Raw genomic sequence first — 25108 nt, 5'->3', positions numbered from 1 at the left:
GCCCCATCATGCGCGTCCGCGCGGCGTCGTCGTGACACGACCCTCTCGACATATCGATATTCGTTGTGCCAGGGTTCACCCTGAGGTGACGGCGACCGAGAGGAGACCGATGGCGACGACGTGGTCCGTCCGAGTCCTGTACACCGTCCTGGCGCTGGCGGCCGGCTGGGTGCTGGCGTTCAACGTGGTCCCGCCGCTCGCCGGACCGGACACGAACCTGGCCTACCTCCAGAACCGGCCGGTGCCCGACCTGGTCGTCGTGCGCGACACCGGATTCCGGGAGCGCATGGTGGCAAACGGGTACGACCTCGACGACGCCGATGCGACCATGCCCGTGATGTTCCCCTGGAAGGACACGTCGGACGGCACCCGTGACGCCGCAACGGGCCTCCCACCCGTGGAGCTCTCGTTCGGCAACACGATGCGACTGACCTTCTGGGGCACCGAGGGCAGCAGCCGGCTCATGTTCGCGCTCCCGCCGCTCGCGTGGGCGGCGCTGGCCCTCGCGGTCCTCGGACTGCTGTACAAGATCGCGCGCGGCGTCGCGCGCGGCGACGCGTTCAGCCCGGCCAACGCCAGGCCTGTCGCTGCGATCGCGGGGCTCATCGCCGTCGGAGGCACCACCGTCCAGCTGGGCACGTTCGCCCTCGACAAGCTCGGCATCGCGCACTCAGCCGCGGCCGGCATCGTGGACGTGCCGTTCCGACTCACCGTCGCCCCGCTGTGGATCGGTGCACTCGTCCTCCTCCTCGCCGAGGTGTTCCGCCAAGGTGCACGGCTGCGCACCGAGGTCGACGGGCTGGTCTGATGACGGACGATCCACAGCACCGGGTCGTCGTCCGTCTCGACCGGCTCCTCGCCCGGCGCGACATGACCCTCGTCGAGCTCTCGGAACGTGTCGGGGTGAGCGTGGTCAACCTGTCGGTCCTCAAGAACGGGCGCGCTCGCGCGATCCGGTTCTCGACGCTCACCGCCGTGTGCGACGCGCTCGGCTGCGAGGTCGGCGACCTCCTCGCGGTCGAGCCGCCATGACGTCGCAGCTCGGACCCAGTAGCGTGCCGATGACCGCACCGCGACGCCACGACAGGAGCCCAGCCCGATGCCCACGGACACCCCTGCAGCGCCCCAGGCCCGATTCGTCGTCATGTACGACGCGCCCACCGATGTCGAGGCGTTCGAGCGCCACTACCAGGAGGTCCACGTCCCGCTGGCGCGCCAGTACCCGGGCCTGCGGCGGATCACGCTGAGCCACGAGCCGAAGGCCCTGATCGGGCCCGCCCCTACCTCGTGGTGTCGATGGAGTGGGACGACATGGCCGCGCTCGAGGCCGCGTTGGACTCCGAGATCGGCCGCCGCATCGCCGACGACGCCACCACGAACCTGGGGTCGTTGGCGACCTTCCGCGGCCTGGCGCTGCAGCTCGACGACGCCTGAGCCACGCGGTTCCTCCCCGGAGAGCACAGACGCGGGACATCTATCAACGATGTCCCGCGTCATCACAGTGTGGACCTTCCCGGACGATTCTCAAACAGCAGTCCGGCCCTCCGGACCCTGATTCGCCGCGTTCTCAGGGGGTCTGAGGGGCGCGGCGCACGGTCGCGGGGGCCTGAGAGGCAGGATACGCGCGGCCCGGTGACGAAAAAACCCGGTGCAGTCTCAAACACGGTTGAGCCCTGCGAGGCGCGCCGAACTGCTGGCCGACTACGAGGCGGGGATGCCGGTTCGGGTGATCGCCACGAGATTCCGAGTGCATCGCGCCACGGTGTCTGAACTCGCTCGTCGTGCCGGCCTGCCCGTGCGCGAGCCGGGTTTGCCTGCGAAGGATCAGGGCCGTGCCGCCGCGCTCTACGAGGACGGTCTGACGCTGGCGCAGGTCGCGGAGCGGATGGCGGTGAGCATTGAGACGGTACGCGCCGCGGTGCTGGCCGAGGGCGGTCGGATTCGTCCGAGGGGCCGGGTGCCTCGTCAGCTCAGACGGGCCCCGGTCGGCTCGTGAGGATGTCGGCCAGGGTCGAGTGCTCCTGGATGTAGTCGTGGAGCTGAGGGTCGAGCAGAGCAGCGATGTGGAGCAGGTCGCCGTGCAGGTCGGCCGCGTCGATCCTGAGGAGGGGTTCGTGGTGGGCGACGCGGTTCCGCAGTTCGTGGAGTCGTCCGATGCGGGTATCGACGTCGGGCCGGCTGGTGCCTGGTGGGAAGGCGTGGTGCAGGGCAGGGCGCCACAGCGTCAGCTCGTGGGCGGAGGAGGTGAGGTAGCGCCAGAAGCCGAAGGTGAGCTGTGCGATGACCTTGCCGGGCGATGCTTTCCGGCCGCCGGCTTCGCGGATCGCCCGGTCGAGGGAGGCTCGGGGCTTGGCGTTGATGTCCACGGCGACCTTGCCGTGGCTGCCGCGCTTGCGGGTTCGCACGACCGGGGCGAACACGAGGTCGCCGGCGGCCGTCCAGTGCCGTGGCAGGTGCAGGTGCTCGGTCAGGGCGCGGTCATAGGCGTTGCGGAGCCCGATTTCCAGATGGGCGAGGTCGTGCCCGAACGCGGCTCCAAGCTTGGCGTTCCACTCGTAGAGTGCGAGGGCGTCGTCGGCGTCGCCGTCGGTGGCGTTCAGATAGACGCCGAGCCGGGGCGGGCTCAGCCAGCGGTCGACCCACTCCTGCGGTGCAGAGTCGGAGGGTTCGGGTGCTGGCATGGTCCCTCAGTATCGCGTATCATGGAAGGCAGAAAGCCCCGGTGGACCTCTGACCTTGGTCACGTCGCCGGGGCTCAGTCTTTCCCGGCGCCGTCTCTCGATCTTGGCTTACGGGCGTACCGGTCTAGCCTTGACATGACCACTTCGAGGTCCCCCCGCCATGTTGCCGAGCGGGTCCACGGTAACGGGAGTCTCTGATGCTCGACTACACCGCCATCGACTTCGAAACAGCAAACTCCTACCGAGGCTCGCCCTGCTCAGTCGGACTGGTCAAGGTCCGCGACGGACAGGTGGTGGACACCCGCCAGTGGCTGATCCGTCCGCCGGAGGCGGTGGACTTCTTCGACGGTTGGAACATTGCCATTCACGGCATCACGCCCGAGATGGTCTCCACCGCTCCAAGGTGGCGCGAAATCTTGCCCCACATCGTGGACTTCATCGGCAGTGACGTGCTGGTGACACACAACGCCGGGTTCGACATCGGGGTGATCCGCTACGCCTGTGCCGTGGACAATATCGAGTGGCCTGCCCTGCGCTTCCTTTGCACACTCGTGCTCTCGCGCCGGGCGCTGCGTCTGCCGACCTACCGACTGCCCTATGTCGCCGAGTCGCTCGGTTTCGTCGTGGACGACCACCACGACGCGCTGGCCGACGCCGAGGCTGTAGTGGAGATCGTGAGCCGTCTGGCGGCCCAGCTGGGGGCCTCGACTCTGGACGATCTTGCGGGCTCTGTCCATGTAGGCATCGGCCACATGAGCGCGGGAATATATAGGGGCTCCGTGGCCATCTCCTCGGGTGGCGGGTCCGACCTCGTGCAACCCGACCTCAACCCGGACGCCGACCGGAACGGCTATCTCTACGGCCGCGTGGTGGTGTTCACGGGCACCCTGATGTCCATGACCCGCCAGATTGCTTGGGAGGAGTGCGCCGGAGTTGGCGCCAGGGCCGAGAATAACGTGACCAAGAGGACCAACGTCCTCGTGGTCGGCGACATCAACCCGGCCGTGCTGCGCCCCGGCTCTGAGGTGACGGGCAAGGCCCGTAAGGCGTTTGAGGGCTCATGGGACATCGGGTGGGGGCGGCTCGCCGGTGAGCGTGGTGCTGGAGTGATGGGGTCGAGGTCCCCGAGGATCAGAGGCGACCAAGCTCTCTGCTCTTCTCGAGGACCTCGACGTTGTCCAACGCTACGGGGTGTGTCGGCGCACCCACCATCGAGCCGTGCCCGCGCTGTGATGCCCTGTTGGGTGTCGAGGGTGTTCATGTCGAGCGTGTCGAGCGTGGCCCGACGCGGTTGACGGTCACGGTCTCCACACCGTCACAGGTGATGGGCTGTCCGGCTTGCGGGGTCGTGGCCGAGGCGCGCGGTCGGCGGGTGCGGGTGCTGCACGACGTGCCCGGTGAACAGCCCGTGGTCGTGCGGTGGCGTCAGCGCACCTGGAGGTGCCCGGACCCGGGATGCGGCGTAGGGGCCTTCGTCGAGCAGCATCGCGCGCTGGTGCGCCCGCGCGGGTCGCTCACGCGCCGGGCGGTGATCTGGGCGATCGGGCAGCTGCGTCATGATCACGCGACGATCGCTGGTCTGGCCCGCCGCCTCGCAGTCGCGTGGAAGACGCTGTGGCGCGCGGTCAGGCCGGTCCTGGAGGACTTGGCGGGCGATGAGTCCCGGTTCGCCAGCGTGACGTCGCTGGGTGTGGACGAGCACGTGTGGCACCACGGTGACCGCCGCACCAAGGGCCCCAAGGAGCTGACTGGGATGGTCGACCTGACCCGCGACGGCGGGGGTCGGGTGCACGCCCGCCTGTTGGACCTGGTCCCGGGCAGATCGAAGAAGGCCTACGTCGACTGGCTCACCGAGCGCGGCGAAGGCTTCCGGGCCGGGATCGGCGTCGCCGCGCTCGACCCGTTCGGGGGCTACAAGTCCGCGATCGACGAGCAGCTCGAGGACGCGACCGCGGTCCTGGACGCGTTCCACGTCGTCAAGCTCGGCACCGCCGTGGTCGACGAGGTCCGACGCCGCGTCCAGCAGACCACGACCGGGCACCGCGGACGCAAGGGCGACCCGCTGCTGGGGATCCAGACCATCCTGCGTGCCGGGGCCGAGAACCTCACCGACAAGCAGTGGGCGCGCCTGACCCGTGCGATCGAAGCGAACGAGGCCCACGAAGAAGTGTTCGTCGCGTGGCAGTGTGCCCAGGACCTACGCGCCGCCTACCGCGCCGCGGACCTCGCCGAGGGCCGCAAGCGCGCCGAGAAGGTCCTGAACTCGTTCCACACCTGCCCGATCCCCGAAGTCGCACGCCTCGGCCGGACCCTGCGGCGCTGGTCCGGGGCATTCCTGGCCTACTTCACCACCGGCCGCCAGAACAACGGACCCACCGAAGCCATCAACGGGCTCATCGAACTCCACCGCCGCCTCGCCCGCGGCTACCGCAACCGCGACAACTACCGCCTCCGCATGCTCCTCGCCGCCGGCGGACTCGACCTCAAGCCCCCACCGGATGTCCCATGAGCCATCAAAGGCGTGCGCGAGTACCGGCCGATCATGCCGGATGGCTCCCGTTCCAAGACCTCACTGATGCAGGTTGAGGCGGTGTGGCCCGCGATCTTGGATGAGGACACCTGGCAGCAGGTCTCCGATGTCCTCGACGCACGGAAGAAGGCCCGGAACTTCCACACCCCCGGCAGTGGGGTCGCGAAGCGCTTGTATCCGTTCTCCGGTCTGATCCGTTGCTCGGATTGTGGGCGGGCGATGATCCATCGGGGCGGGGTGTATCAGTGCGTGCAGACGGTGCGGGGCGGTTGTACTCGTTCGATCCGCGCCACCGAGATACAGAACCTCGTGGAGGAAGCGGGGGACTGCTGCACGGATAGGTGACACCTCACTTGTGGTGCCGTGAGGCGTCACTGGAAGGATGTGCCTTGTGCCCGCACCCCATCCCAAGGAGTTCCGCGACGATGTCGTGGCTGTCGCCCGTCGCGGCGAGGCCCCGGTCAAGCAGATCGCGAAGGACTTCGGCATCTCCGAGTCGTGCCTGCGCAACTGGATGCACGCCGCTGACGTCGAGGACGGCGCCAAGCCCGGCGTGACCGCGTCCGAGTCGGCCGAGCTGCGCGAAGCACGTCGCCGGGTGCGTCTGCTCGAGCAGGAGAACGAGGTGCTCCGCCGGGCTGCGGCGTACTTCGCCCAGGCGCACCTGCCGGGAAAATGAGCTACCCGCTCGTCCGTGAGCTCGCCGGTGACGGGATCCCCGTCGCGGTGACGTGCCGGGTGCTCGAACTCGCTCGCCAGCCCTACTACCGGTGGCTCGCGCAGCCGGTGACCGACCGTGAGCTGGAGCAGGCCTACCTCGCCAACGCCCTGTTCGACGCCCACCGTGACGACCCGGAGTACGGGTACCGGCTGCTCGCGGACGAGGCCCGCGAGGCCGGGCACGAGGCGTGCGACCGAACCATGTGGCGTCGCTGCACGGAGAACTCGTGGTGGTGCGTGTTCGGGAAGAAGAAGGGCAAGGGCGGCAAGCGACCCGGGCCGCCCGCGCATGACGACCTCGTGAACCGGGACTTCACCGCCGAGGCACCGAACGAGCTGTGGCTGACGGATATCACCGAGCATCCCACCGGCGAGGGAAAGGTCTACCTGTGCGCTATCAAGGACGTGTACTCGAACCGGATCGTCGGGTACTCCATCAGCGACCGGATGAAGTCCTCCCTGGCCGTCCGGGCGCTCGAGAACGCCGTCGCCCGGCGGGCCGTGGACGGTGCCGACGTGGCCGGATGCATCGTCCACTCCGACAGGGGCAGCCAGTTTCGAAGCCGGAAATTCCTGGCCGCGATGCGACGTCATGACCTGGTCGGATCCATGGGCCAGGTCGCCTCCGCCGGTGACAACGCCGCGATGGAGTCGTTCTTCGCGCTCCTGCAGAAGAACGTCCTCGACCGGCGCAGGTGGGCCACCCGCCACGACCTGCGGATCGCGATCATCACCTGGATCGAACGCACCTACCACCGGCGCCGTCGCCAGCAGCGTCTGGGACGTTTGACCCCGATCGAGTTCGAGACCATCATCACCACTCAGGTCGCACTCGCCGCCTGAGATCACCTGTCACCCGTTCGTGCAGCAGTCCCCTATCTCATGCCGCCCACGACCTTGTCGGCGGGGTGCGACTCGTTCAAGAGCCGCCACGCGGTGTGTCGAACGGGATTGGCCCGCGGTTTACCCCGGCATCTTTTCTGGATGGGCCGAGAGGAACTTCAATCAGCGTGTACATTGCTCGCGGCCCCATACTTTTGAGCGAGGCGTTCGAGTGTTGCCGCTGACCGAGTAGTGACGGAGACCTTGAGCAGAGACTCGAGAAAACCCGTGACGTTGCCTGCGGTGTGCTTCGGCTTCCAACAGACGCTCCATGCGTGGGAGTCGTGCAAACCTCGAACTTCCACAAGACTGTCAGGGCTACGAAGAGGCACGGACACTTGCGGCTTGTCGGTGGCGTCGAAGAAGGATGCCATGAGCCGGTACACGTTCTCAGCAGGATCGATCTCCGGCGCGTCGTCCAGGAGATTTGCAATGTCCTCGACGGACCGTACGACGAAGCTCTGGCGGAATCCCGCCGCAGCCAGCCCCTGTCTGGCTTGGCTGATCGCCGCTGCGAGGTCGTCGGCATCGAAGACGACTGTTCCGTTGGTCTGGAAGCTGCTTGCGACGGACGGGCCTCCGAAAGCGTCGACGAGTGCCGCCCCGGTGGGGCTGCCGGGGTGCCCGAGGTTGAGATTCCGGAACAGCGCGACGTAGCTCATGGGTTCTCAACCACCTTGATGATCGCTCGTGCCACGTCCTCGGGTGCGGTGACCATCGGCCAATGAGAGCTATCGATCGTGCTCATGATCCACCCATCCGTGCTGTCCGTATCCGGTGCTACGGGTGGATTCGTGCGCAGGCACCTCACATAGTGGAGGCGCACGTTTGCTGCGAGAGTCTGGATGGGCTGCTCGATCGCGTGTTCGGCGTAGGTGCCGATCGGCTGTGAGGTCACATGCTCATGCAGCCAAGCGAGATCCTGATCGGTGATCCCGTTGTTCGGATACATCTGGTCAAGCTGGTCGCGCGTGAACCAGGGAGTTGCGCCGTCGCGAGCGACGCTTCGCATGAAGTCCTCTGTGCGGGAACCCATGACCTCGAACCAGGACGCGCTGGGCTGCGGGAGTACCGCGTCGAGAAAGATCACTGAGCGTAGATGCCCGGCAATTCGGTGCAATGCTCCGGCTGCAACGTATCCGGCGAAGGAGTGCGCCACGAGCGTGACGCCCTCCAGACGGCCCACCTCGGTGGCGAGGTCATCAATCCAGTCGGATAGCGCGATAGAAGAAGGGAGCGTTTCGTCATTGCCTGTCGCGCGCAGTTGTGGCGTAACAACGGTCAATCCATGCTGTTGCAGCAGCGGAGTGACCCGGTTCCAGGCCCAGGGGCCGAGTCCGCCGCCACCGACAAGAACGATGGGGCCAGGGGTAGTCATGAGTGTGCTCCTATCTGCTGCATGAAGTCGCTGAGGTCGTTCACTAGTTCTGTCGGCGCGTCGAGCGCGGCCATGTGCCCGCCTGTGTCGTGCTCGTACCATGCAACGAGGTTGTTGTGCCGTTCGGAGACGGTGCGGGAAGCAAAGTCGGCCAATCCGAATTTGCTCACGGCCGTAGCTGTGGGCGAGAAGGTGGGAGGCATGGCCGATCTGGTCGTCGCGTACAGCCGCATGCTGGTGGCAACACTGTTGGTGAGCGAATACAGGGTGGCGTTGGCGAAGATGAAGTCGTCTCCGATGCCGAAATCGCCTCCGAGGGTGCCCTGCCACAGGCTGTACTTGTCGAGTTGCCACGCGAGAAGTCCCACCGGCGAGTCGGCCAGGGCGAACGCGAGAGAGTCCGGCCGTTCTGCTTGGAGACGCAGGTAGGCGCTCCCATCCGTCGCATACTGCTTTAGGTCGCGCCATGCTTTGTCCTCGACCGTGCCATCTGCGATAAACCCGTGGAGTCCGGCGCTGACGTGCACGCCGGCGATCCGATCAGGATCAAGAGCACCCATGTCGCGGGCGACCGTGGAACCCCAATCCTCGCCGTGCACCGCGAAACGGCTGAATCCGAGCGCTTCCATCATCTTCAACAGCAGTTTGGAGGAGTCCAACGCAGACCAGGACGCTCGCGGTAGCGGGACGCGCCGAAGCCTGGCATCGAGACCAGCACCAGCTCAGAGCACGCTTTTCGCAGCTCACCGATGACGCGATGGAACAAGAGGAACGATGTCGGCCACCCATGAAGCAGCAGCAGAGGAAGAACGCCCTCACCCGGAAACCGCAAGACATGCAGGTCGATACCGTCAACTCGCACCATTGCGTGCGACTCGGCATCCGCATCGTTGTCGGCTGGTTCGAGCCAGTCGATCCACCGCGTCACTGCTTCGCTAACAACGAGGTGGCTCAGCCCGTAGTTGCCGTCGATCATGGCTGCGGTGGCCGGAAATCGTGCTGCGGGCAGGCGGTTTTGTAACTGGCCTGCTGCCGCATCCAAGTCGGGCAGCACGCCAAGCAAGAGTTGGTAGCATGCTGTCATATATCGAGGATACCGCAGAATGACAGGATGCTGTCAATCGGAGGAGCATGGAGCAGGTCATCGACGCAACGCTGCACGCCATATGGGAGGCCAATCGCTTACTCCGCGACGAAGGCGAACGCATGGCCGCATCTGTCGGGCAGACTCATGCGCGCCGCATGGTGCTTCAGGCGGCCGGGGACGGTGAACCGCACTGGCTCTGTTGGAGGCTCCAGCCCTTTGAAACGAGGATGGAGTTATGCCGAAGGAGCACAAGCCTGGGAAGCCGACGACGCGTCGGTACAGCCAGGAGGAGAAGGATGCTGCGGTCCGGATGGTCCGTACGCTGCGGGCTGAGCTTGGGGTCGAGCACGGCACGGTCCAGCGGGTCGCACAGCAGCTCGGCTACGGGGTGGAGTCGGTGCGCTCGTGGGTCAAGCAGGCCGACATCGACGCCGGTGTGAAGCCTGGCGTGAGCAGCGAAGCAGGCGATCGGATCGCGGCCTTGGAGCAGGAGAACCGCGAGCTGCGCCGGGCCAACGAGATCTTGAAGCGGGCCGCGTCTTTCTTCGGGGCGGAGCTCGACCGCCAGCACAAGAGGTAGTCGCGTTCATCGACGCGAACCGTCACGACGTTGTCGAAGGCACGGTGCTCGGAGTCGAGCCCATCTGCACGGTCCTACGCGCTGCGGGGATCCAGGTGGCTGCGAGCACCTACTACGCCACGAAGAGCAGGCCGCCTTCGGCCCGGGCGGTGCGTGACGCGAAGCTACGCCCGCTGCTGCGCCAGCTGTGGCACGACAACTTTCGGGTCTACGGGGCCAGGAAGCTGTGGAAGGCCGCCCGGCGTGCCGGCCACGATATCGGCCGTGACCAGGTCGCCCGGCTGATGCGGGCCGAGGGCATCGAAGGCGCTCGACGGACCAGGCGGGTCAAGACCACCCGGCCGGACCCGACCGCTGCCCGGCACCCGGATCTGGTCAAACGGGACTTCACCGCCACCGGCCCGAACCAGCTGTGGGTGACCGACCTGACCTATGTCCCGACGTTCGCCGGCATCGCCTATGTGTGCTTCATCATCGACGCCTACTCGCGGATGATCGTGGGCTGGCGGTGCGCCTCGACGATGCGGACCGAGACCGTGCTGGACGCGATCGAGATGGCCCGCTGGTCCCGCGGCACGAACCTGCCCGGGCTGCGGTGTCACAGCGACGCCGGGTCGCAGTTCACCTCGCTGCGCTACGGCGAGCGGCTGGCCGAGATCGGCGCGACGCCCTCGATCGGAACCGTGGGCGACAGCTACGACAATGCCCTGGCCGAGACCGTCAACGGCTACTACAAGGCTGAGCTGATCCGCGGCCCTGCTCGCACGGGGCCCTGGCGCACCGTCGAGGACGTCGAACTGGCGACCTTGTCCTGGGTCTACTGGCACAACAGCCAGCGGCTGCACGGCTACCTTGGCGACGTCCCGCCTACCGAGTTCGAGGAGGCGTTCTACGCTACCCAGCAGGGCCCCAACGCCCTGGCCGAAATCAAATAGATCGAGCCTCTACAGAAGCCAGTGCGGTTCACAGCGCAGAGCGCGACAAGCTCCGCGACGAACGCCGCAGTCTCCTCCACGCGCACCACGCCGGAGCCGTGCCCCTGGACCTGCTCAAAGAAGAACAGGACCGCATCGCCCGACGGCTCGCGTTCCTCGACTCTCGCATCGACGCCGGGCAGGTCGAGTACGACCAGGCCAAAGCCCACCTGGAGGACTGCCTGGCACTGGCGGGCAATGCCCACGCGATCTACATGAGCCTCGATGACTCGCTGCGCCGCATCTGCAACCAAGCCTTCTTCGAGCGCATCAACGTCTACGAGGTAGACGGCGCCGACATCGTGGCCGCGGAGCCCGGCGAGCCCTTCGACGTGCTGTTCGACGCTGAGCTCCACGCCGAAGCGTTGGCCTACGACGCCGCGCTACAAGCGGGATTGGATGCTCAACCCGCTCATGTCGCGGGTTTGAACATCCAACATTGGGTGGGCCCGGAGGGACTCGAACCCCCGACATCCACGGTGTAAGCGTGGCGCTCTAACCAGCTGAGCTACAGGCCCCGGAACGGCGTGGGACAGCGTACCGTCCGACGTCCGTCCCGACCGAACACGTCCGCGCTCACGCATGGGGCGACGGCGGCGCGGGCGGCTCGGTGCCCCGCATCTTGTGCTCCGCGGCGTCGTACAGCTCGCCCGCCTTGCGCTCGAGGGCGTCGTCGAGCTGGTCGTAGACGATCCACCCGACGAGCACGATGAGCGGCGGCACGAGCCAGCCCCACAGGAACCCCGACACGTGCATCCCGGAGAACACGACGGTCAGGATCCAGATGATCAGGGCCACGACGTAGCTCACCGCGTAGGTGAGCAGCTTGCCCTTGAGCCACGTGGCCCGCGTGTCCCGCAGCCGCTCGCCCTCGCTGAGCAGAACCCGGTGGAAGAAGGGCTTGAGGAACAGGGTCGCGACGGTGAACACGAGCGACGCCCACAGCACGGACCACACGCCGTGCACGGCCGGCACGAGCCACAGGATCACGAGCAGCACCAGCACGTTGAAGACGAACGCCGTGCCGACCCGCACGACCCAGCGCCTCATGGCTGACCGAGCCGCGCCAGCGCCTCCACGTAGCCCTCGAGGTCACGCCGCTCCCCGGCTGGTTCACGACGGTCCAGCGCACGACGCCGTCCGCGTCGAGCAGGAAGCTGCCGCGCACCGCGAGGCCCTTGGCGTCGTCGAACACGCCGTAGCGCGAGGCGACCTCGCCGTGCGGCCAGAAGTCGGACAGGAGCTCGAACCCGTAGCCCTCCTGCTCGCGGAAGGCACGGAGCGTGAACATCGGGTCGCAGGAGATGCCGAGCAGCGTGACCCCCGCGCGGTCGAACTGCGCGATGTTGTCGCGCAGCTCGCACAGCTCGCCCGTGCAGGTGCCCGAGAACGCGAACGGGTAGAAGACGAGGAGCACAGGCTTGCCGCGCAGGTCTGCGAGGTGGACCGGCGTGCCCTGCGTGTCGGACAGCGTGAAGTCGGGTGCCGGGTCGCCGACCCGGACGATCTCGTCGTACGTCATGGCACCATCCTGCCGTCCGGAGGACGCAGGTGGGGTCAGCGTCCGCGGCCGCGGTGCGAGAGCTGGGTCGCGGACCAGTCGGGCGCGACGGCCAACGTCGACATCGCGTGCAGCCCGGCCGTGGTCGCTGCCTCCTGGATCTCGGAGTGGCTGGCGTGCCCGTCCCGTCCGGGCTTGGGCGTCAGCAGCCAGATCAGTCCGCCGTCGTCGAGCACCGTCTGGACGTCGACGAGAAGGTCGGTAAGATCCCCGTCCCCGTCACGCCACCAGGCCACGACGCCGTCGGTGACGTCGTCGTAGTCCTCGTCGACGAGGTCGGTGCCGGTGATCTCCTCGATGGCGAGGCGCAGGTCCTCGTCCGAGTCGTCCCCCAGCCGAACTCCTGCACGACGTGCCCGGGCTGGAAACCCAGACGCTCCGCGGACACCGGGTCCGAAGACGCAACCACTCGCGACGATCCTTCCTGTCCGTGCTCTGGCCGACGTGACGCTGCACACGTTGTCAGGCGTGCGCCGCGCTCGTCGGTCCGGTCGTAGCGCGGGGTCGCGACGACCTCCGCTGGGCACAACGTAGCCCAGGACGTGCGACTCCACCACGCATCCGCGCTCCGAACGACGTCCCTTCACCCCTCCCGACGACGGCGCCCGCGCCCGCGCCGACCGCATCCGGCGGTCCGCCCGCCTGCCGGACGGTTCGACGCGGCACGTCCCGGAGCGACAGAATGAGTGGAAACTGCACCCGCTGCTCACACGACCGTCACGACCTGGCGGACGTGCGCGCGGCGTCGTGCCCGTGACAGCCCATCCACACGAGCACCCGGGGTCACCCCGATCCCCGCCGCGCTCACGAACCGATGTGAGGTTTTCAGTGGCTTCCGACGAGACACGCCCGCTGATCAACGGCCTGCTCAGCCAGGTGCCCGACATCGACCCCGCCGAGACGGACGAGTGGGTCGAGGCGCTGGACGGCCTGATCGACGACCGCGGCGGTCCGCGTGCGCGCTACATCATGCTCAACCTCCTCAAGCGGGCCCGGGAGCGCAACGTCGCCATCCCGTCCACGCTGACCACGCCGTACGTGAACACGATCGGCGTGCACGAGGAGCCGTACTTCCCCGGTGACGAGGCCGTCGAGCGCCGCTACCGTGGCTGGGTCCGCTGGAACGCCGCCGTCATGGTGACGCGCGCGCAGCGTGCCGGCCTGGGCGTCGGCGGGCACATCTCGTCCTACGCGTCGGTCGCGACCCTGTACGAGGTGGGCCTCAACCACTTCTTCCGCGGCAAGGACCACCCCGGCGGTGGCGACCAGGTGTACTTCCAGGGCCACGCCTCCCCGGCGTGTACGCGCGCGCCTTCCTCGAGGGTCGCCTGTCCGCCGAGCAGCTCGACGGCTTCCGCCAGGAGCACTCGCACCCGGGCGGCGGCCTGCCGTCGTACCCGCACCCGCGCCTCATGCCGGACTTCTGGGAGTTCCCCACCGTCTCCATGGGCCTCGGGCCGTCGTCGGCGATCTACCAGGCGTGGGTCAACAAGTACCTCGACCTGCGCGGCATCAAGGACACCAAGCAGCAGCACGTGTGGGCGTTCCTGGGCGACGGCGAGATGGACGAGCCCGAGTCGCGCGGCATGCTCCAGCTCGCGGCCCAGCAGCAGCTCGACAACCTGACGTTCGTCGTCAACGCGAACCTGCAGCGCCTCGACGGTCCGGTGCGCGGCAACGGCAAGATCATCCAGGAGCTCGAGGCGTTCTTCCGCGGCGCCGGGTGGAACGTCATCAAGGTCATCTGGGGCCGCGAGTGGGACGCCCTGCTCAACGCCGACAAGGACCGCGCGCTCGTGCACCTCATGAACGAGACGCCCGACGGCGACTACCAGACGTACCGCGCGGAGTCCGGCGCGTTCATCCGTGAGCACTTCTTCGGCCGCGACCCGCGCACCAAGGCGCTCGTCCAGAACATGACGGACGACGAGATCTGGGCCATGAAGCGCGGCGGCCACGACTACCGCAAGCTGTACGCGGCCTACGCGGCCGCCGCCGAGCACACGGGCCAGCCGACCGTGATCATCGCGCACACGGTCAAGGGCTACCAGCTCGGCCCGAAGTTCGCGGGCCGCAACGCCACGCACCAGATGAAGAAGGTCGGGCTCGAGGACCTCAAGGCCCTGCGCGACTCGCTGCACATCCCGATCACGGACGCCGAGCTCGAGGCCAACCCCTACGAGCCGCCGTACTACCACCCCGGGATGGACTCGCCCGAGATCAAGTACATGCTCGACCGTCGCAGCAAGCTCGGCGGGTTCGTGCCGGAGCGCCGCGGCAAGACGCAGCAGATCGAGCTTCCGGACGAGAAGACGTACGAGGGTCTCAAGCGTGGCTCCGGCCACCAGGAGGTCGCCTCGACCATGGCGTTCGTCCGCCTGCTGAAGGACCTCATCAAGGACAAGCAGATCGGCAAGCGCATCGTGCCGATCATCCCCGACGAAGCTCGCACGTTCGGCCTGGACGCGATCTTCCCGACGGCGAAGATCTTCAACACGCAGGGCCAGCACTACCTCGCGGTCGACCGCGACCTCATGCTGAGCTACAAGGAGTCCGAGCAGGGCCAGGTACTCCACACGGGCATCAACGAGGCCGGGTCGGCGTCGACGTTCCAGGCCGTGGGCACGTCGTACGCGACGCACGGCGAGACGCTCGTGCCGGTCTACATCTTCTACTCGATGTTCGGCTTCCAGCGCACCGGCGACCAGTTCTGGGCGGCCGGCGACCAGCTCGCGCGCGGCTTCATCGTCGGCGCGACCGCAGGGCGCACCACGCTGACCGGCGAGGGCCTGCAGCACGCCGACGGCCACTCGCCGATCCTTGCCGCGACCAACCGCGCGATGGTCAGCTACGACCCGGCGTACGGCTACGAGATCCGCCACATCGTGCGCGACGGCATCGAGCGCATGTACGGCGACGGCACCGACGGCCGCGACCAGAACGTCATGTACTACCTGACGGTATACAACGAGCCGATGGTCCAGCCCGCCGAGCCGGAGGACGTCGACGTCGAGGGCATCCTGCGCGGCATCCATCGCGTCGCCCCCGCAGCCGACGTGCCCGACGGCGCCCCGCGGGCCCAGCTCCTGGCGTCCGGCGTCGGCGTGCCGTGGGCGCTCGAGGCGCAGGAGCTCCTGCGCGAGGACTGGGGCGTGGCCGCGGACGTGTGGTCCGTGACGAGCTGGACGGAGCTGCGCCGTGACGCGCTCGACGCCGACCAGCAGGCCTTCCTCGACCCGTCGAGCGAGCGCCGCGTGCCCTACGTGACGCAGAAGCTCCAGGGCGCGCCCGGGCCGTTCGTCGCGACGAGCGACTACGACCACATGGTCCCCGACCAGATCCGCGCGTGGGTCCCCGGCGACTACGCGGTGCTCGGTGCCGACGGCTTCGGCTTCTCCGACACCCGCGCCGCCGCCCGCCGGTACTTCAAGATCGACGGCCCGTCCGTCGTCGTCCGGACGCTGTCCGAGCTCGCCCGTCGCGGCGAGGTCGACGGCGGCCTGGTCGCCAAGGCGATCGAGAAGTACCAGCTGCACGACGTCACGGCCGGCACGTCCGGCAACGCGGGCGGCGAGAGCTGACCGCTCCCCTCCCCGGCGCTCTCCCGCGCCGAACACGGGCTCGCCGCCCGTCCGCTCACGCGGACGGGCAGCGAGCCCGCTCTCGTGGGGCGGCGAACCCTGGGAAGGTGGTGCGATGGACCGGTCGTCGATCGTCGAGCTCGCGGAACGTCTGGCCGTGTCGTACGGCGACGTCGTCGGGGACGTCCACGCCACCCCTCACACCCGCTGGGCTCTGGTGCGGGCACGCTCGCAGCCCGACCCGGTGAAGGTGAGCGTCGACCTCGAGGGCCTCGAGCAGTACCTGACGACGGCGGTCGCGGGCGGTGGTGTCCGCGGCCTCTGGCCCGACGTCGACGACAGGACCGCCGCGTGGCGCCTCGCCTCGGTCCACCTGTGCGAGGAGATCGACTCCGCGAACGCCGTCGTCTACGAGGTCGGGCTCGATCGGCAGGGCCACACCTGGCGGCGCACCGGCGAGCCCATCGACCCGTTCGCCGACCTCCCGCCCGGCGACTACCGCTGGTCGGCCGGGGACTGCGCCCGCCACAGGACGCTGCACCGAGACGGGCGCAGCTGTTCTTCAGAGCCGGTCGGAAGAACAGGTGCGCCCGTCTCGGCGTGAGCAGAGCTCTACTGGTGGGAGAACGCCGCGTCGAAGGACACGGTCGGCTGCGGCCACAGGAGCGACCGGACGAACCCGACGGCCTGGGCGGCGCCGTGCAGGCGGTCCATCCCGGCGTCCTCCCACTCCACGGAGATCGGTCCGGTGTAGCCGATGGACTCGAGCGCGCGGAATGCGTCCTCCCACGGCACGTCGCCGTGGCCCGTGGACACGAAGTCCCAGCCGCGGCGCGGGTCGCCCCACGGCAGGTGCGAGCCGAGGACGCCGGCACGCCCGTTCGCGGGGCGCAGCCGGGTGTCCTTGCAGTCCACGTGGTAGATCCGGTCCGCGAACTCGACGATGAAGCCGACGGGGTCGATCTGCTGCCACATCATGTGCGACGGGTCCCAGTTGAACCCGAACGCCTCGCGGTGGTCGATCGCCTCGAGGGTCCGCACGCTCGACCAGTAGTCGTAGGCGATCTCGGACGGGTGCACCTCGTGCGCGAACCGCACGCCCTCGCCGTCGAACACGTCGAGGATCGGGTTCCACCGGGTCGCGAAGTCCTCGTACCCGGCGTCGATGACCGACGCGGGCACGGGCGGGAACTGGGCGACGTACGGCCAGATCTTCGACCCGGTGAACCCGACGACGACGTCCACGCCGAGCTTGCGGGCCACCCGCGCCGACCGCTTCATGTCCTCGGCGGCGCGCTGGCGCACGCCCTCGGGGTCCCCGTCGCCCCAGGTGGACGGCCGGACGATCGCCTGGTGACGGAAGTCGATCGGGTCGTCGCACACGGCCTGGCCGGTGAGGTGGTTGGAGATCGCGAAGACCTGCAGGCCGTACCGGTCGAGGATCTCGCGGCGGGAGGCCACGTACGCGTCGTCGGCGTCGGCGCGCTCGAGGTCGAGGTGGTCGCCCGACGCCGCGATCTCGAGGCCGTCGTAGCCCCACTCCGAGGCGAGCCGCGCGACCTCCTCGAACGGCAGGTCGGCCCACTGGCCGGTGAACAGGGTGACCGGGTGGGTGGGGGAAGGGGCTCAGGGTGGCTCATCGTTTTTCTCCAGACACGTCGATCCAGGTGCCGGTCTCGGCGGCGTCCATGACCGCCTCGGTGACGCGCGCGGCGCGCAGGCCGTCGGCAAAGCGTGGCAGCCCTTCGGGGTCGGCGCCCCGGACGGCCGCGTAGGTGTCGGCGACGAAGCCGTCGAACGCGTCCTGGTAGCCCTGCGGGTGTCCCGCGGGCGTGGTGACGAGCCGTGCGGCGTCGGGCGCGAGCTGGTCGGCGTCGCGCGGGACCAGCAGGGTCCCGGCCCGGCGTCCGACCCAGAGCGTCTCGGGCTGCTCCTGGTCGAACGCGAGCGACTCCCCGGTGCCCGCGATCTCGAGGTGCAGCCGGTTCTTGCGACCCGGCGCGACCTGGGACACGAGCAGCGTCCCGACGGCCCCGCCCTCGGTCTCGAGCGTCACCGCGACGGCGTCCTCCGTGCTCACCGCGGCGTGCCGCGCGCGCTCGGAGAAGAAGGTGCGCTTGGTCGCGGCGACCCGCCGCACCCGGTCGCCCGTGACGAACTCGAGGAGGTCCACGAGGTGCGAGCCGATGTCGGCGAAGGCCCGCGAGCGCCCGCCCGTCGCCGGGTCGACGCGCCAGTCGTCGTCGGCGGAGGTGAGCAGCCAGTCCTGCAGGTACGAGCCGTGCCACGTGAGCACGGTCCCGGCCTCGCCGGACCGGACGCGGGCGCGGGCCTCGCGCACCACCGGGTGGAAGCGGTACACGAACGGCACGGTCGCCGTCCGCCCGGCCGCCGCCCCGCCCGGGGCGACGAGCGCGGCGAGGCGCGCTGCGTCGTCGGGCGCGGTCGCGAGGGGCTTCTCGCAGACGACGTGCTTGCCCGCTGCGAGCGCGGCCTCGGCCTGGGCGGCGTGCAGCGCGTTGGGCGTCGTGACGTGCACGACGTCGACCGCGTCGTCGGCGAGGAGCTCGTCGAGCGAGGCGTAGGCCCGGTCGAAGCCGAGGCGCGCGGCCGCGTCGGCGGCGCGCTCCGGGGTCGAGGACGCGAGGCCGACGAGCCGTGCCCGGGCCGCGCGCGCGGCCCGGGAGTGCACGGTCGCCATGAACCCGCCGCCGACGACGGCGACCCCGGGCCGCTCGTCCGCGCCCGGCACCGAGGCCTGGGCCGGTTCGAGCGGGCTCATGCCTCGAGGGTCCGGGCCGTCGGGTCCCAGTCCTCGGGCAGCGCTGGCGCGAGCTCGACGGTGCTCGCGACCTCGACGACCGTCCCGGACGTCGCGGCCTCGATGATCGAGACCATGACGTCGAGCACGTGGAACGCCTGCTCGCCGCTCGCCCGCTCGGGGACACCGGCGCGCACGGCGCGGGCGAGCTCGAGGACGCCGATCCCGCGCGTGCGGGTCACGCCGGTGGCCGGGACGGACCGAGTGTCGGTACCGCCGTCGTGCACGACGAGCTCGCCGCCGAACGTGTTCGGGTCCGGTACGACGAGCGTCCCGGTGGACCCGGCGACCTCGAAGCTCGTGCGACCGAGCTTGGAGTCGAAGCTGAAGATGGACTGCGCGCTGCGGCCGCTCTCGAACTGGAACAGCGCGCCGACGTGGGTCGGGACGGTGACGTCGAACTGCTCGCCGACGCGCGGGCCGGAGCCGATGGTCCGCCGCTCGGCGGCCTTCGAGACCTGGGCGCTGACGGACGCGACCGGCCCGAAGAGCTGCACGAGCGCCGTCAGGTAGTACGGGCCGATGTCGAAGAGCGGGCCCGCACCCTCCTGGAACAGGAAGTCCGGGTTCGGGTGCCACGACTCGGGGCCGGGGCTCTGCATGAGCGTGAGAGCGGTGAGGGCCTCGCCGATCTCGCCCGACTCGACGAGCCGGCGCGCCGACTGGATCCCGGCCCCCAGGAAGGTGTCGGGCGCGGTCGCGACCCGCAGGCCGGCGTCGTGCGCGGCCTCGAGGAGCTGGCGTCCGCTCGCCCGGTCGAGCGCGAACGGCTTCTCGCTCCACACGTGCTTCCCGGCCGCGAGCGCCTGGAGCGCGACGTCGACGTGCACCGCGGGGATGGTGAGGTTGACGACGATCTCGACGTCGTCGTCGGCGAGGAGCTCGTCGACCGTGCCCGACGCCGGGACGCCGAACGCCGAAGCCTGCGCGCGGGCGCGCTCGGTGTCGAGGTCGGCGACGAAACGCACGTCGAGGTCGGAGAAGGCGGTCAGGTTCCCGAGGTACTCGGTGCTGATGACGCCCGCACCGATGACGCCGACGCCAACGCGTCCGGTGCGGCTCATGCGAGACCCTCCGCGACGAGGTAGGCGATCGAGTCGGCGACGGCCTGGAACCGGTCGCCGCGCGAGTCGTCGAGCTCGACGACCCGCAGGGCGTCGGGCCGGGCCGCGATGATGTCGCGGACGGGCAGGCTGCCCTGTCCGACGGCGACCTGGTCGAGCACGTCGGGCGTACCGGGGCCGTCCTTGACGTGGAGAGCGACGACGCGGTCGCCGAGGCGCTGCAGGAGGGCGACCGGGTCGGCGCCGCCGACCGTCACCCAGTAGGTGTCGACCTCGAGCGCGACGGCCTCGGGCAGGTGCGCGGCGAGGAGCTCGAGCGCGGTCTGCCCGTCGAGGACGCTCGCGATCTCGTGCGCGTGGTTGTGGTAGCCGACGCGCAGGTCGTACTCGGCCGCGACGTCGGACGCGGCGGCGAGCTCGTCGGCGATGCGCCGGACCTCGTCGGCGTCGTGCCAGCGCTCGGGCGTGGTGAAGGGGTCGACGATCGTGCGGATCCCGAGCTCGCGGGCGCGGTCGAACGCGGGGCGGGGGTCGGCACCGAGGAAGCTCTGGTGCGCGGTCGGGGCGGCGAGCCCGGCGGCGGCGAGGCCGTCCGCGAGGCCGTCGAAGCTCAGGATGCCGAAGGGCTCGACCTGCTCGAACCCGAGCTCGGCGACCCGCGCGAGCGTGCCGGGGAGGTCGGCCGTGAGCGCCTCGCGCACGGTGTAGAGCTGGACCGAGAGCAGGGGTGGCCCTGGCCGGTCGGTGCTGTCTGGGGTGCCTGCTGGTTCACGGGAGGCTTCGTCCTCTTCGTCGAGTGGGTGCTGCGGACCGACCGATGGTCGTGCGGACATTCCAGCACCACTTCTGACCGCCGTCAATCAAAAGTTCCTACGAATGCGTCAGAACTCGCGCACCGTGGTTGAATGTGCCGCGTGACAGGGCAGGAGACCGACGAGCCGCTCGTCGCGCCCGACGCCAGGGCGCTGCTCGCCGTCCTGCGCGACGCCGGCCCCCTCACGCGCGCCCAGCTCGCCGAGCGCACCGAGCTCGCCCGCACCACCCTCACCGCACGGCTCGAGACGCTCCTGGACGCCGGGCTCGTCGTGCCCGCCGGCGGCGCCGCCTCTCGCGGCGGCCGTCCACCCGGCCTGCTCGCCTTCCGCGCCGACGCACGCCTCGTCGTCGGCGTCGACCTCGGTGCCACGCACGCCGTCGTCGGGCTCGCCGACCTCGCGGGCGTCGTCGTGGCGTCCCGCGCCGAACGCCTCGCCGTCACGGACGGCCCCGACGCGGTCCTCGGCCGCGTGAGCATGCTCGCACGCGAGCTCGTCGAGGCGTCGGGCCGCCCGTGGACCGACGTCGTCGGCGTCGGCGTCGGGCTGCCCGGACCGGTCGAGCACTCCACGGGCCGCCCCGTGCGGCCCCCGATCATGCCGGGCTGGGACGGGTTCGACGTGCCCGCCCTGCTCCGCGAGCGACTCGGCGTCGCGCTCGTGCTCGTCGACAACGACGTCAACCTGCTCGCGCTCGGCGAGCACACCTCGGCCTGGTCCACGACGGACGACCTGCTGTTCGTCAAGGTCTCCACCGGGATCGGTGCGGGCATCGTCGCGGGCGGACGGCTGCAGCGCGGCGCCCAGGGCTCCGCCGGCGACCTCGGACACGTACGCGTCCCCTTCACGCGCGACACACCGCCCCACGGCGACGCCGACGCCGACCTCGAGGCCCTCGCGAGCGGCCCCGCCGTCGCCCGCGTCCTGCGCGACCAGGGCGTGCCCGCGCACGACGCGGACGACGTCGTCGAGCTCGCGCTACGTGGGCACCCGGCGGCCGTCCAGGCCCTGCGGCAGGCGGGGCGCGACCTCGGCGAGGTGCTCGCGACGGTCGTCAACCTGCTCAACCCGGGCGTCATCGTCGTCGGGGGACGCTCGCGCGCGCGGGAGAGCACCTGCTCGCCGGGGTGCGGGAGACGGTCTACGGACGCTCGACCGCGCTCGCGACGCGCGACCTCACGATCGTGCCCGCCACGTCGAGCGAGACGGGCGGCGTGCTCGGCGCCGCCGTGATGGTGAGCCAGCACGTGCTGGACGGCCCCGCCGAGCGCTGAGCGGCCCCCTCAGGCCCCGGCCGTCCGCTGCCGCGACTGCTCGATCCGGCTGTCGAGCTCGCCGGCGAACGCCCGGACCTCGGCCTTGTGCGGGGACGAGGCGACGAGGGCGTCGAGCTGGATCCGCGCGTCCAGCGGGCGCTCGGCGTCGAGGGCCGCGAGGACCACCTGCCGCCCCGCCTCGGCCACGTGCTCGCGCGGGCGCCAGTGTCCGACCCCGAGCCCCAGCGCGTCGACCGGCATGCCCGCCTCGCGCAGCAGCTCCAGCCCGTTCGCCAGCGCCTGGCCCGACGGGTCCCGCTCGGCGGCGGTCGCCAGACGGCGCAGCGTGCCCTCGTGGTCGTCGCCGATGGACAGCCGGGCCAGCTCGACGAGCGGGTACCAAGCCTTCGGGTTCCCGGCGAGCTCCTCGGCGAGCGCCCACTCGGCGAGGTCGGCCTCCCGGCGCCGGGTCGGGACCGCACCCTCCGCCGCGAGGGGTCCTCGTCGACGTGCGCCTGCGAGGCGTGGCGCCGCACGATCTCCGCGAGCGCCTGGAAAGCGCGCTCGTCGTTGGGGTTCTCGGACAGCACGGCCCGGAGCGCGTCCTCGTGGACCGTGTCGCCGCGGCGGCGCGACGAGCTCGGGCGCCGCGTGCCGACGGTCGACGCGGAGCCGGACCGTCGCAGCAGCTGACGCAGACGGGGCATGAGGGCCATACCTCCGACCCTAACCGCTTGAACGGCCCATGACCCGGCTGGGGTGCGAACCTGAAGACGCGGGCAACTTTCGAGCCGAGCACCAGGGTCGCCCGTTTGTGGACCGTCCACAATCGCATCCGTATGCTCTACCCGTGCCGACGACCGGGAACCCCGACAACCTGCAACGCGTCAAGGACGCCAGCGGCCTCCTCACGAGCGCGACCCTGCGGCGCATGGAGTCGGAGCTCGAGTGGTACCGCGGGCTCTCGGCGCAGGAGCGCTCCTGGGTCGGCCTGCTCGCCCAGTCGGCGATCACCGCGTTCACGCAGTGGTTCGCGGCACCCGACCGTCCCCGCACGGCGCCAACGAGATCTTCGCGGGCGCCCCGCCCGAGCTCGCGCGCTCGATCTCCCTGCAGCACACGCTCCAGCTCGTCCGCATCGGCGTCGAGGTCGTCGAGCAGTACTCGGACCAGCTCGCGATCCCGGGCACCGAGCGCGACCTGCGCGAGGCCGTCCTCCGCTACTCGCGCGAGGTCGCGTTCTCCGCCGCCGAGGTCTACGCGCGGGCAGCCGAGGTGCGCGGGGCGTGGGACGCCCGGCTCGAGGCGCTCGTCGTCGATGCGCTCCTGCGGGGCGAGAGCGAGGGCGGCGACCGGTCGCTGCGCTCCCGCCTGTCCGCCCTCGGCTGGAACGGGCGCGGCGCCGTCCTCGTCATGGTCGGCCCCGCCGTCGTCCCGCTCGACGAGGTGCGGACCGCCGACCTGCGGCGGGTCGCACGCCGTGCGGCCGGCGACGCGCTCGTCGGCATCCACGGCGACCGGCTCGTCGTCGTGCTGGGCGGACGCGAGGGCGACGGCGAGGGACTGGTCGCCGCCGCGACCGGGCTCCTGTCCCGCTTCGGCGACGGCCCCGTCGTGATCGGGCCCGTCGTCGACGGCGTGGACGACGCCGGGCGATCCGCCCAGGCCGCGCTCGCCGGCCTCGCCGCGGCGCCCGCGTGGCCCCAGGCGCCGCGGCCCGTCCTCGCCGACGACCTCCTCCCCGAGCGCGTGCTCACGGGCGACGCGAGCGCGCGCCGGACCCTCGTGGCCCAGGCCTACCGTCCCCTCGAGGAGGCCGGCGGCTCGGTGCTCGAGACGCTGTCCGCCTACCTCGGCACCGGTCGCTCGCTCGAGGCCGCCGCGCGCACCCTCTACGTCCACCCCAACACCGTCCGGTACCGGCTGCGCAAGGTCTCGGAGATCACCGGGTGGGACCCGCTCGACGCGCGCGAGTCGTTCGTCCTGCAGGTCGCGCTCGCGCTCGGCCAGGTCGAGGGTCCGCGCCGCGTCCGCTGACGGGATACCGCCGCGTTTGTAGGGTCGCCACAAGTCCCTTTCTCAAGGTTCGTGCGCGTCGCGACGGCGCTCCGGGCGTCCGGCGGGGCATGGTGGGGAGGTGCTCGCCGTCGTCTGCCCTGGACAGGGCTCCCAGACCCCGGAATGCTCGCCCCCTGGCTCGAGCAGCCCGGACTGAACGAACTCCTCGGCTCGTGGTCCGAGCTCGCGGGCGTCGACCTCGTCGCCCACGGCACGACCTCCGACGCCGACACGATCCGCGACACCGCGGTCGCCCAGCCGCTCATCGTCGGGGCGTCCCTGCTGTCCGCGCACGCGATCCTCGGCGACGACCTCGGCGCCGTCGACGTGACCGCCGGGCACTCGGTCGGCGAGTTCGCCGCCGCCGCGCTCGCGGGCGTACTCACCCCGGAGCAGGCCATCCGGCTCGTCGGGGTCCGCGGCGCCGCGATGGCCCGCGCCGCCGCGGCCGAGCCCACCGGCATGAGCGCCGTCCTCGGCGGCCAGGCCGACGAGGTCGCGGCGCGCCTCGACGAGCTCGGCCTCGTCGGAGCCAACGTCAACGGCGGCGGGCAGGTCGTCGCGGCCGGGTCGCTCGAGGCCCTCGCCGCCCTCGCGGCCGAGCCGCCCACCCGGGCCCGCGTCATCCCCCTCCAGGTCGCCGGCGCCTTCCACACCGAGACCATGCGGCCCGCCGTCGCCGAGCTCCAGGCGGCCGTCGACGCGCTGCCCGCCCCCGACGGCGGCGCCGCCCCTCAGGTCGCCCTCCTGTCCAACGCCGACGGCGCCGTCGTCACCGACCGGGACGACGCGCTCGCCCGCCTCGTCCGCCAGGTCGCCAACCCTGTGCGCTGGGACCTGTGCCAGGCCACGCTGGCCGAGCGCGGCGTCACCGGCCTGCTCGAGCTCGCGCCCGGCGGTGTCCTCACCGGCCTGGCACGGCGTACCCTGCCGGGGGTGGAGGCGTTCGCGGTGAAGTCCGCCGACGACGTCGACGCCGCCCGCGCGTTCGTCGCCCGCCACGCCGGCGCAGGCACGAGCAGCGACGCCTGACGCCCCGGCGGCAGACGCCGCACGGCGCGGACCACTTCCCGCACGACAGCAGTACCGGCTCACAGGCAGCCCGGCCGCCCGACCCGTC

General features: G+C 70.3%; 23 protein-coding genes, 1 tRNA gene and 6 pseudogenes. 15 read left to right on the top strand and 15 right to left on the bottom strand.

Annotated elements, in window-relative coordinates; genetic code table 11:
• Window positions 1-109 precede the first annotated feature (109 nt).
• The 5 genes and pseudogenes from QQK45_RS16290 (at window position 110) to QQK45_RS16275 (ending at window position 1996) form a co-directional block, all read left to right on the top strand.
• Window positions 110-808 carry a DUF2975 domain-containing protein gene (locus tag QQK45_RS16290; RefSeq protein WP_284294166.1) on the top strand — a complete coding sequence of 233 codons (699 nt, stop codon included), beginning with the start codon at window positions 110-112 and terminating at the stop codon, window positions 806-808.
• The gene (locus tag QQK45_RS16285; protein WP_284294165.1) at window positions 808-1032 is read left to right on the top strand and encodes a helix-turn-helix domain-containing protein; all 225 of its coding nucleotides are present in this window, start codon (window positions 808-810) and stop codon (window positions 1030-1032) included. The genes QQK45_RS16290 and QQK45_RS16285 overlap by 1 nt, the downstream gene beginning before the upstream one ends.
• 67 nt (window positions 1033-1099) lie before the next feature.
• Window positions 1100-1270, top strand: a pseudogene (locus QQK45_RS23365) (EthD family reductase); the annotation flags it as partial.
• A 26-nt stretch (window positions 1271-1296) separates the two neighbouring features.
• Complete coding sequence (locus QQK45_RS16280) at window positions 1297-1434, top strand: hypothetical protein (RefSeq protein WP_284294164.1); 138 nt, start codon at window positions 1297-1299, stop codon at window positions 1432-1434.
• Window positions 1435-1648: 214 nt separating this feature from the next.
• Window positions 1649-1996, top strand: a complete 348-nt coding sequence (locus QQK45_RS16275; protein ID WP_284294163.1) for a helix-turn-helix domain-containing protein — start codon at window positions 1649-1651, stop codon at window positions 1994-1996.
• Here QQK45_RS16275 and QQK45_RS16270 read toward each other — a convergent pair.
• Window positions 1971-2681, bottom strand: a complete 711-nt coding sequence (locus QQK45_RS16270) for a hypothetical protein (protein ID WP_284294162.1) — start codon at window positions 2679-2681, stop codon at window positions 1971-1973. The genes QQK45_RS16275 and QQK45_RS16270 overlap by 26 nt on opposite strands.
• A 197-nt stretch (window positions 2682-2878) precedes the next feature.
• Here QQK45_RS16270 and QQK45_RS16265 point away from each other — a divergent pair, with 197 nt between their 5' ends.
• From QQK45_RS16265 to QQK45_RS16250, 4 genes are all read left to right on the top strand, one after another.
• On the top strand, window positions 2879-3976 hold the full coding sequence (locus QQK45_RS16265) for an exonuclease domain-containing protein (protein ID WP_284294161.1): 1098 nt from the start codon (window positions 2879-2881) through the stop codon (window positions 3974-3976).
• On the top strand, window positions 3892-5190 hold the full coding sequence (locus QQK45_RS16260) for an ISL3 family transposase (protein ID WP_284295080.1): 1299 nt from the start codon (window positions 3892-3894) through the stop codon (window positions 5188-5190). The genes QQK45_RS16265 and QQK45_RS16260 overlap by 85 nt, the downstream gene beginning before the upstream one ends.
• Window positions 5191-5202: 12 nt before the next feature.
• Window positions 5203-5556 carry a zinc ribbon domain-containing protein gene (locus tag QQK45_RS16255; protein ID WP_284294160.1) on the top strand — a complete coding sequence of 118 codons (354 nt, stop codon included), beginning with the start codon at window positions 5203-5205 and terminating at the stop codon, window positions 5554-5556.
• A 46-nt stretch (window positions 5557-5602) separates the two neighbouring features.
• Window positions 5603-6774, top strand: a protein-coding gene (locus QQK45_RS16250; RefSeq protein WP_431310291.1) for an IS3 family transposase whose coding sequence is annotated in 2 segments (ribosomal slippage) — window positions 5603-5881 and window positions 5884-6774 — 1170 coding nt in all. Because the reading frame shifts where the segments join, the coding sequence is not laid out codon by codon here.
• A 158-nt stretch (window positions 6775-6932) separates the two neighbouring features.
• Here the strand turns inward: QQK45_RS16250 and QQK45_RS16245 are convergent.
• The 4 genes from QQK45_RS16245 to QQK45_RS16230 are packed head-to-tail and all read right to left on the bottom strand — an operon-like array spanning window position 6933 to window position 9275.
• Window positions 6933-7475, bottom strand: a complete 543-nt coding sequence (locus QQK45_RS16245; RefSeq protein ID WP_284294158.1) for a DUF1697 domain-containing protein — start codon at window positions 7473-7475, stop codon at window positions 6933-6935.
• Window positions 7472-8191: an alpha/beta fold hydrolase gene (locus tag QQK45_RS16240; protein WP_284294157.1), complete on the bottom strand. Its 720-nt coding sequence runs from the start codon at window positions 8189-8191 to the stop codon at window positions 7472-7474. Before QQK45_RS16240 ends, QQK45_RS16245 begins: the two co-directional genes overlap by 4 nt.
• A complete protein-coding gene (locus tag QQK45_RS16235; RefSeq protein WP_284294156.1) occupies window positions 8188-8823 on the bottom strand; it encodes an alpha/beta hydrolase in 636 nt (211 codons plus the stop codon). The genes QQK45_RS16240 and QQK45_RS16235 overlap by 4 nt, the downstream gene beginning before the upstream one ends.
• 2 nt (window positions 8824-8825) lie before the next feature.
• A complete protein-coding gene (locus QQK45_RS16230) occupies window positions 8826-9275 on the bottom strand; it encodes an epoxide hydrolase N-terminal domain-containing protein (RefSeq protein ID WP_284294155.1) in 450 nt (149 codons plus the stop codon).
• A 238-nt stretch (window positions 9276-9513) separates the two neighbouring features.
• On the opposite strand from QQK45_RS16230, the gene QQK45_RS16225 reads away from it, so the two are divergent.
• Window positions 9514-10793 (top strand): IS3 family transposase gene (locus tag QQK45_RS16225; protein WP_284292387.1). Its coding sequence is split into 2 segments (ribosomal slippage): window positions 9514-9817 and window positions 9817-10793, totalling 1281 coding nucleotides; the frame shifts between segments, so codons are not numbered across the junction.
• On the opposite strand, the gene QQK45_RS16220 is transcribed toward QQK45_RS16225, so the two are convergent.
• From QQK45_RS16220 to QQK45_RS16200, 5 genes and pseudogenes are all read right to left on the bottom strand, one after another.
• Window positions 10748-11188: a hypothetical protein gene (locus QQK45_RS16220; protein ID WP_284294154.1), complete on the bottom strand. Its 441-nt coding sequence runs from the start codon at window positions 11186-11188 to the stop codon at window positions 10748-10750. The two genes, QQK45_RS16225 and QQK45_RS16220, sit on opposite strands and share 46 nt — an antisense overlap.
• A gap of 88 nt (window positions 11189-11276) precedes the next feature.
• Window positions 11277-11350, bottom strand: a tRNA-Val gene (locus QQK45_RS16215).
• Window positions 11351-11408: 58 nt separating this feature from the next.
• Window positions 11409-11867 (bottom strand): phage holin family protein, encoded by a 459-nt coding sequence (locus tag QQK45_RS16210; RefSeq protein WP_284294153.1) that lies wholly within the window; start codon window positions 11865-11867, stop codon window positions 11409-11411.
• An 11-nt stretch (window positions 11868-11878) separates the two neighbouring features.
• A pseudogene (locus QQK45_RS16205) lies at window positions 11879-12354 on the bottom strand (peroxiredoxin).
• Between the two features lie 35 nt (window positions 12355-12389).
• Window positions 12390-12802, bottom strand: a pseudogene (locus QQK45_RS16200) (DUF3052 domain-containing protein).
• A 419-nt stretch (window positions 12803-13221) separates the two neighbouring features.
• Here QQK45_RS16200 and aceE point away from each other — a divergent pair.
• Both aceE and QQK45_RS16190 read left to right on the top strand, forming a co-directional pair.
• Window positions 13222-15974 (top strand): annotated as a pseudogene (gene aceE, locus QQK45_RS16195) (pyruvate dehydrogenase (acetyl-transferring), homodimeric type).
• A 115-nt stretch (window positions 15975-16089) separates the two neighbouring features.
• Window positions 16090-16578: a hypothetical protein gene (locus QQK45_RS16190; RefSeq protein ID WP_284294152.1), complete on the top strand. Its 489-nt coding sequence runs from the start codon at window positions 16090-16092 to the stop codon at window positions 16576-16578.
• Between the two features lie 8 nt (window positions 16579-16586).
• Here the strand turns inward: QQK45_RS16190 and QQK45_RS16185 are convergent, their stop codons facing one another.
• The 4 genes from QQK45_RS16185 to QQK45_RS16170 are packed head-to-tail and all read right to left on the bottom strand — an operon-like array spanning window position 16587 to window position 20560.
• Complete coding sequence (locus QQK45_RS16185; protein WP_284295079.1) at window positions 16587-17573, bottom strand: sugar phosphate isomerase/epimerase family protein; 987 nt, start codon at window positions 17571-17573, stop codon at window positions 16587-16589.
• A 37-nt stretch (window positions 17574-17610) separates the two neighbouring features.
• Window positions 17611-18756 (bottom strand): Gfo/Idh/MocA family protein, encoded by a 1146-nt coding sequence (locus QQK45_RS16180; RefSeq protein WP_284294151.1) that lies wholly within the window; start codon window positions 18754-18756, stop codon window positions 17611-17613.
• Window positions 18753-19859, bottom strand: a complete 1107-nt coding sequence (locus QQK45_RS16175; protein ID WP_284294150.1) for a Gfo/Idh/MocA family protein — start codon at window positions 19857-19859, stop codon at window positions 18753-18755. The genes QQK45_RS16180 and QQK45_RS16175 overlap by 4 nt, the downstream gene beginning before the upstream one ends.
• Complete coding sequence (locus tag QQK45_RS16170; protein ID WP_284294148.1) at window positions 19856-20560, bottom strand: sugar phosphate isomerase/epimerase family protein; 705 nt, start codon at window positions 20558-20560, stop codon at window positions 19856-19858. Before QQK45_RS16170 ends, QQK45_RS16175 begins: the two co-directional genes overlap by 4 nt.
• Window positions 20561-20773: 213 nt before the next feature.
• Between QQK45_RS16170 and QQK45_RS16165 the strand changes: the two genes are divergently transcribed.
• Window positions 20774-21907: an ROK family transcriptional regulator gene (locus tag QQK45_RS16165; RefSeq protein WP_348525260.1), complete on the top strand. Its 1134-nt coding sequence runs from the start codon at window positions 20774-20776 to the stop codon at window positions 21905-21907.
• Window positions 21908-21957: 50 nt separating this feature from the next.
• Here QQK45_RS16165 and QQK45_RS22470 read toward each other — a convergent pair whose 3' ends face one another.
• Window positions 21958-22191 (bottom strand): hypothetical protein, encoded by a 234-nt coding sequence (locus QQK45_RS22470; RefSeq protein ID WP_348525259.1) that lies wholly within the window; start codon window positions 22189-22191, stop codon window positions 21958-21960.
• 484 nt (window positions 22192-22675) lie between these two features.
• Here QQK45_RS22470 and QQK45_RS16155 point away from each other — a divergent pair.
• Together QQK45_RS16155 and QQK45_RS16150 are read left to right on the top strand one after the other, a co-directional pair.
• Window positions 22676-23967: pseudogene (locus QQK45_RS16155) on the top strand (PucR family transcriptional regulator).
• A 100-nt stretch (window positions 23968-24067) separates the two neighbouring features.
• Window positions 24068-25020, top strand: a pseudogene (locus QQK45_RS16150) (ACP S-malonyltransferase).
• Window positions 25021-25108: the final 88 nt, after the last annotated feature.

It is taken from the genome of Luteimicrobium album, assembly GCF_030161555.1.
GTDB lineage: Bacteria > Actinomycetota > Actinomycetes > Actinomycetales > Cellulomonadaceae > Luteimicrobium > Luteimicrobium album.
Note: the sequence above shows the minus strand (reverse complement) of the source record. Positions and strands in the feature narration are given on the sequence as shown.

What these genes read in the sequence shown, in the direction of transcription:
- QQK45_RS16230 (WP_284294155.1), bottom strand. Translation starts at nt 9,275, where the DNA reads ATGACAGCATGCTACCAACTCTTGCTTGGCGTGCTGCCCGACTTGGAT.
- QQK45_RS16280 (WP_284294164.1), top strand. Translation starts at nt 1,297, where the DNA reads ATGGAGTGGGACGACATGGCCGCGCTCGAGGCCGCGTTGGACTCCGAG.
- QQK45_RS16190 (WP_284294152.1), top strand. Translation starts at nt 16,090, where the DNA reads ATGGACCGGTCGTCGATCGTCGAGCTCGCGGAACGTCTGGCCGTGTCG.
- QQK45_RS16270 (WP_284294162.1), bottom strand. Translation starts at nt 2,681, where the DNA reads ATGCCAGCACCCGAACCCTCCGACTCTGCACCGCAGGAGTGGGTCGAC.
- QQK45_RS16235 (WP_284294156.1), bottom strand. Translation starts at nt 8,823, where the DNA reads ATGATGGAAGCGCTCGGATTCAGCCGTTTCGCGGTGCACGGCGAGGAT.
- QQK45_RS16265 (WP_284294161.1), top strand. Translation starts at nt 2,879, where the DNA reads ATGCTCGACTACACCGCCATCGACTTCGAAACAGCAAACTCCTACCGA.
- QQK45_RS16285 (WP_284294165.1), top strand. Translation starts at nt 808, where the DNA reads ATGACGGACGATCCACAGCACCGGGTCGTCGTCCGTCTCGACCGGCTC.
- QQK45_RS16180 (WP_284294151.1), bottom strand. Translation starts at nt 18,756, where the DNA reads ATGAGCCCGCTCGAACCGGCCCAGGCCTCGGTGCCGGGCGCGGACGAG.
- QQK45_RS16175 (WP_284294150.1), bottom strand. Translation starts at nt 19,859, where the DNA reads ATGAGCCGCACCGGACGCGTTGGCGTCGGCGTCATCGGTGCGGGCGTC.
- QQK45_RS16290 (WP_284294166.1), top strand. Translation starts at nt 110, where the DNA reads ATGGCGACGACGTGGTCCGTCCGAGTCCTGTACACCGTCCTGGCGCTG.
- QQK45_RS22470 (WP_348525259.1), bottom strand. Translation starts at nt 22,191, where the DNA reads ATGCCGGTCGACGCGCTGGGGCTCGGGGTCGGACACTGGCGCCCGCGC.
- QQK45_RS16245 (WP_284294158.1), bottom strand. Translation starts at nt 7,475, where the DNA reads ATGAGCTACGTCGCGCTGTTCCGGAATCTCAACCTCGGGCACCCCGGC.
- QQK45_RS16240 (WP_284294157.1), bottom strand. Translation starts at nt 8,191, where the DNA reads ATGACTACCCCTGGCCCCATCGTTCTTGTCGGTGGCGGCGGACTCGGC.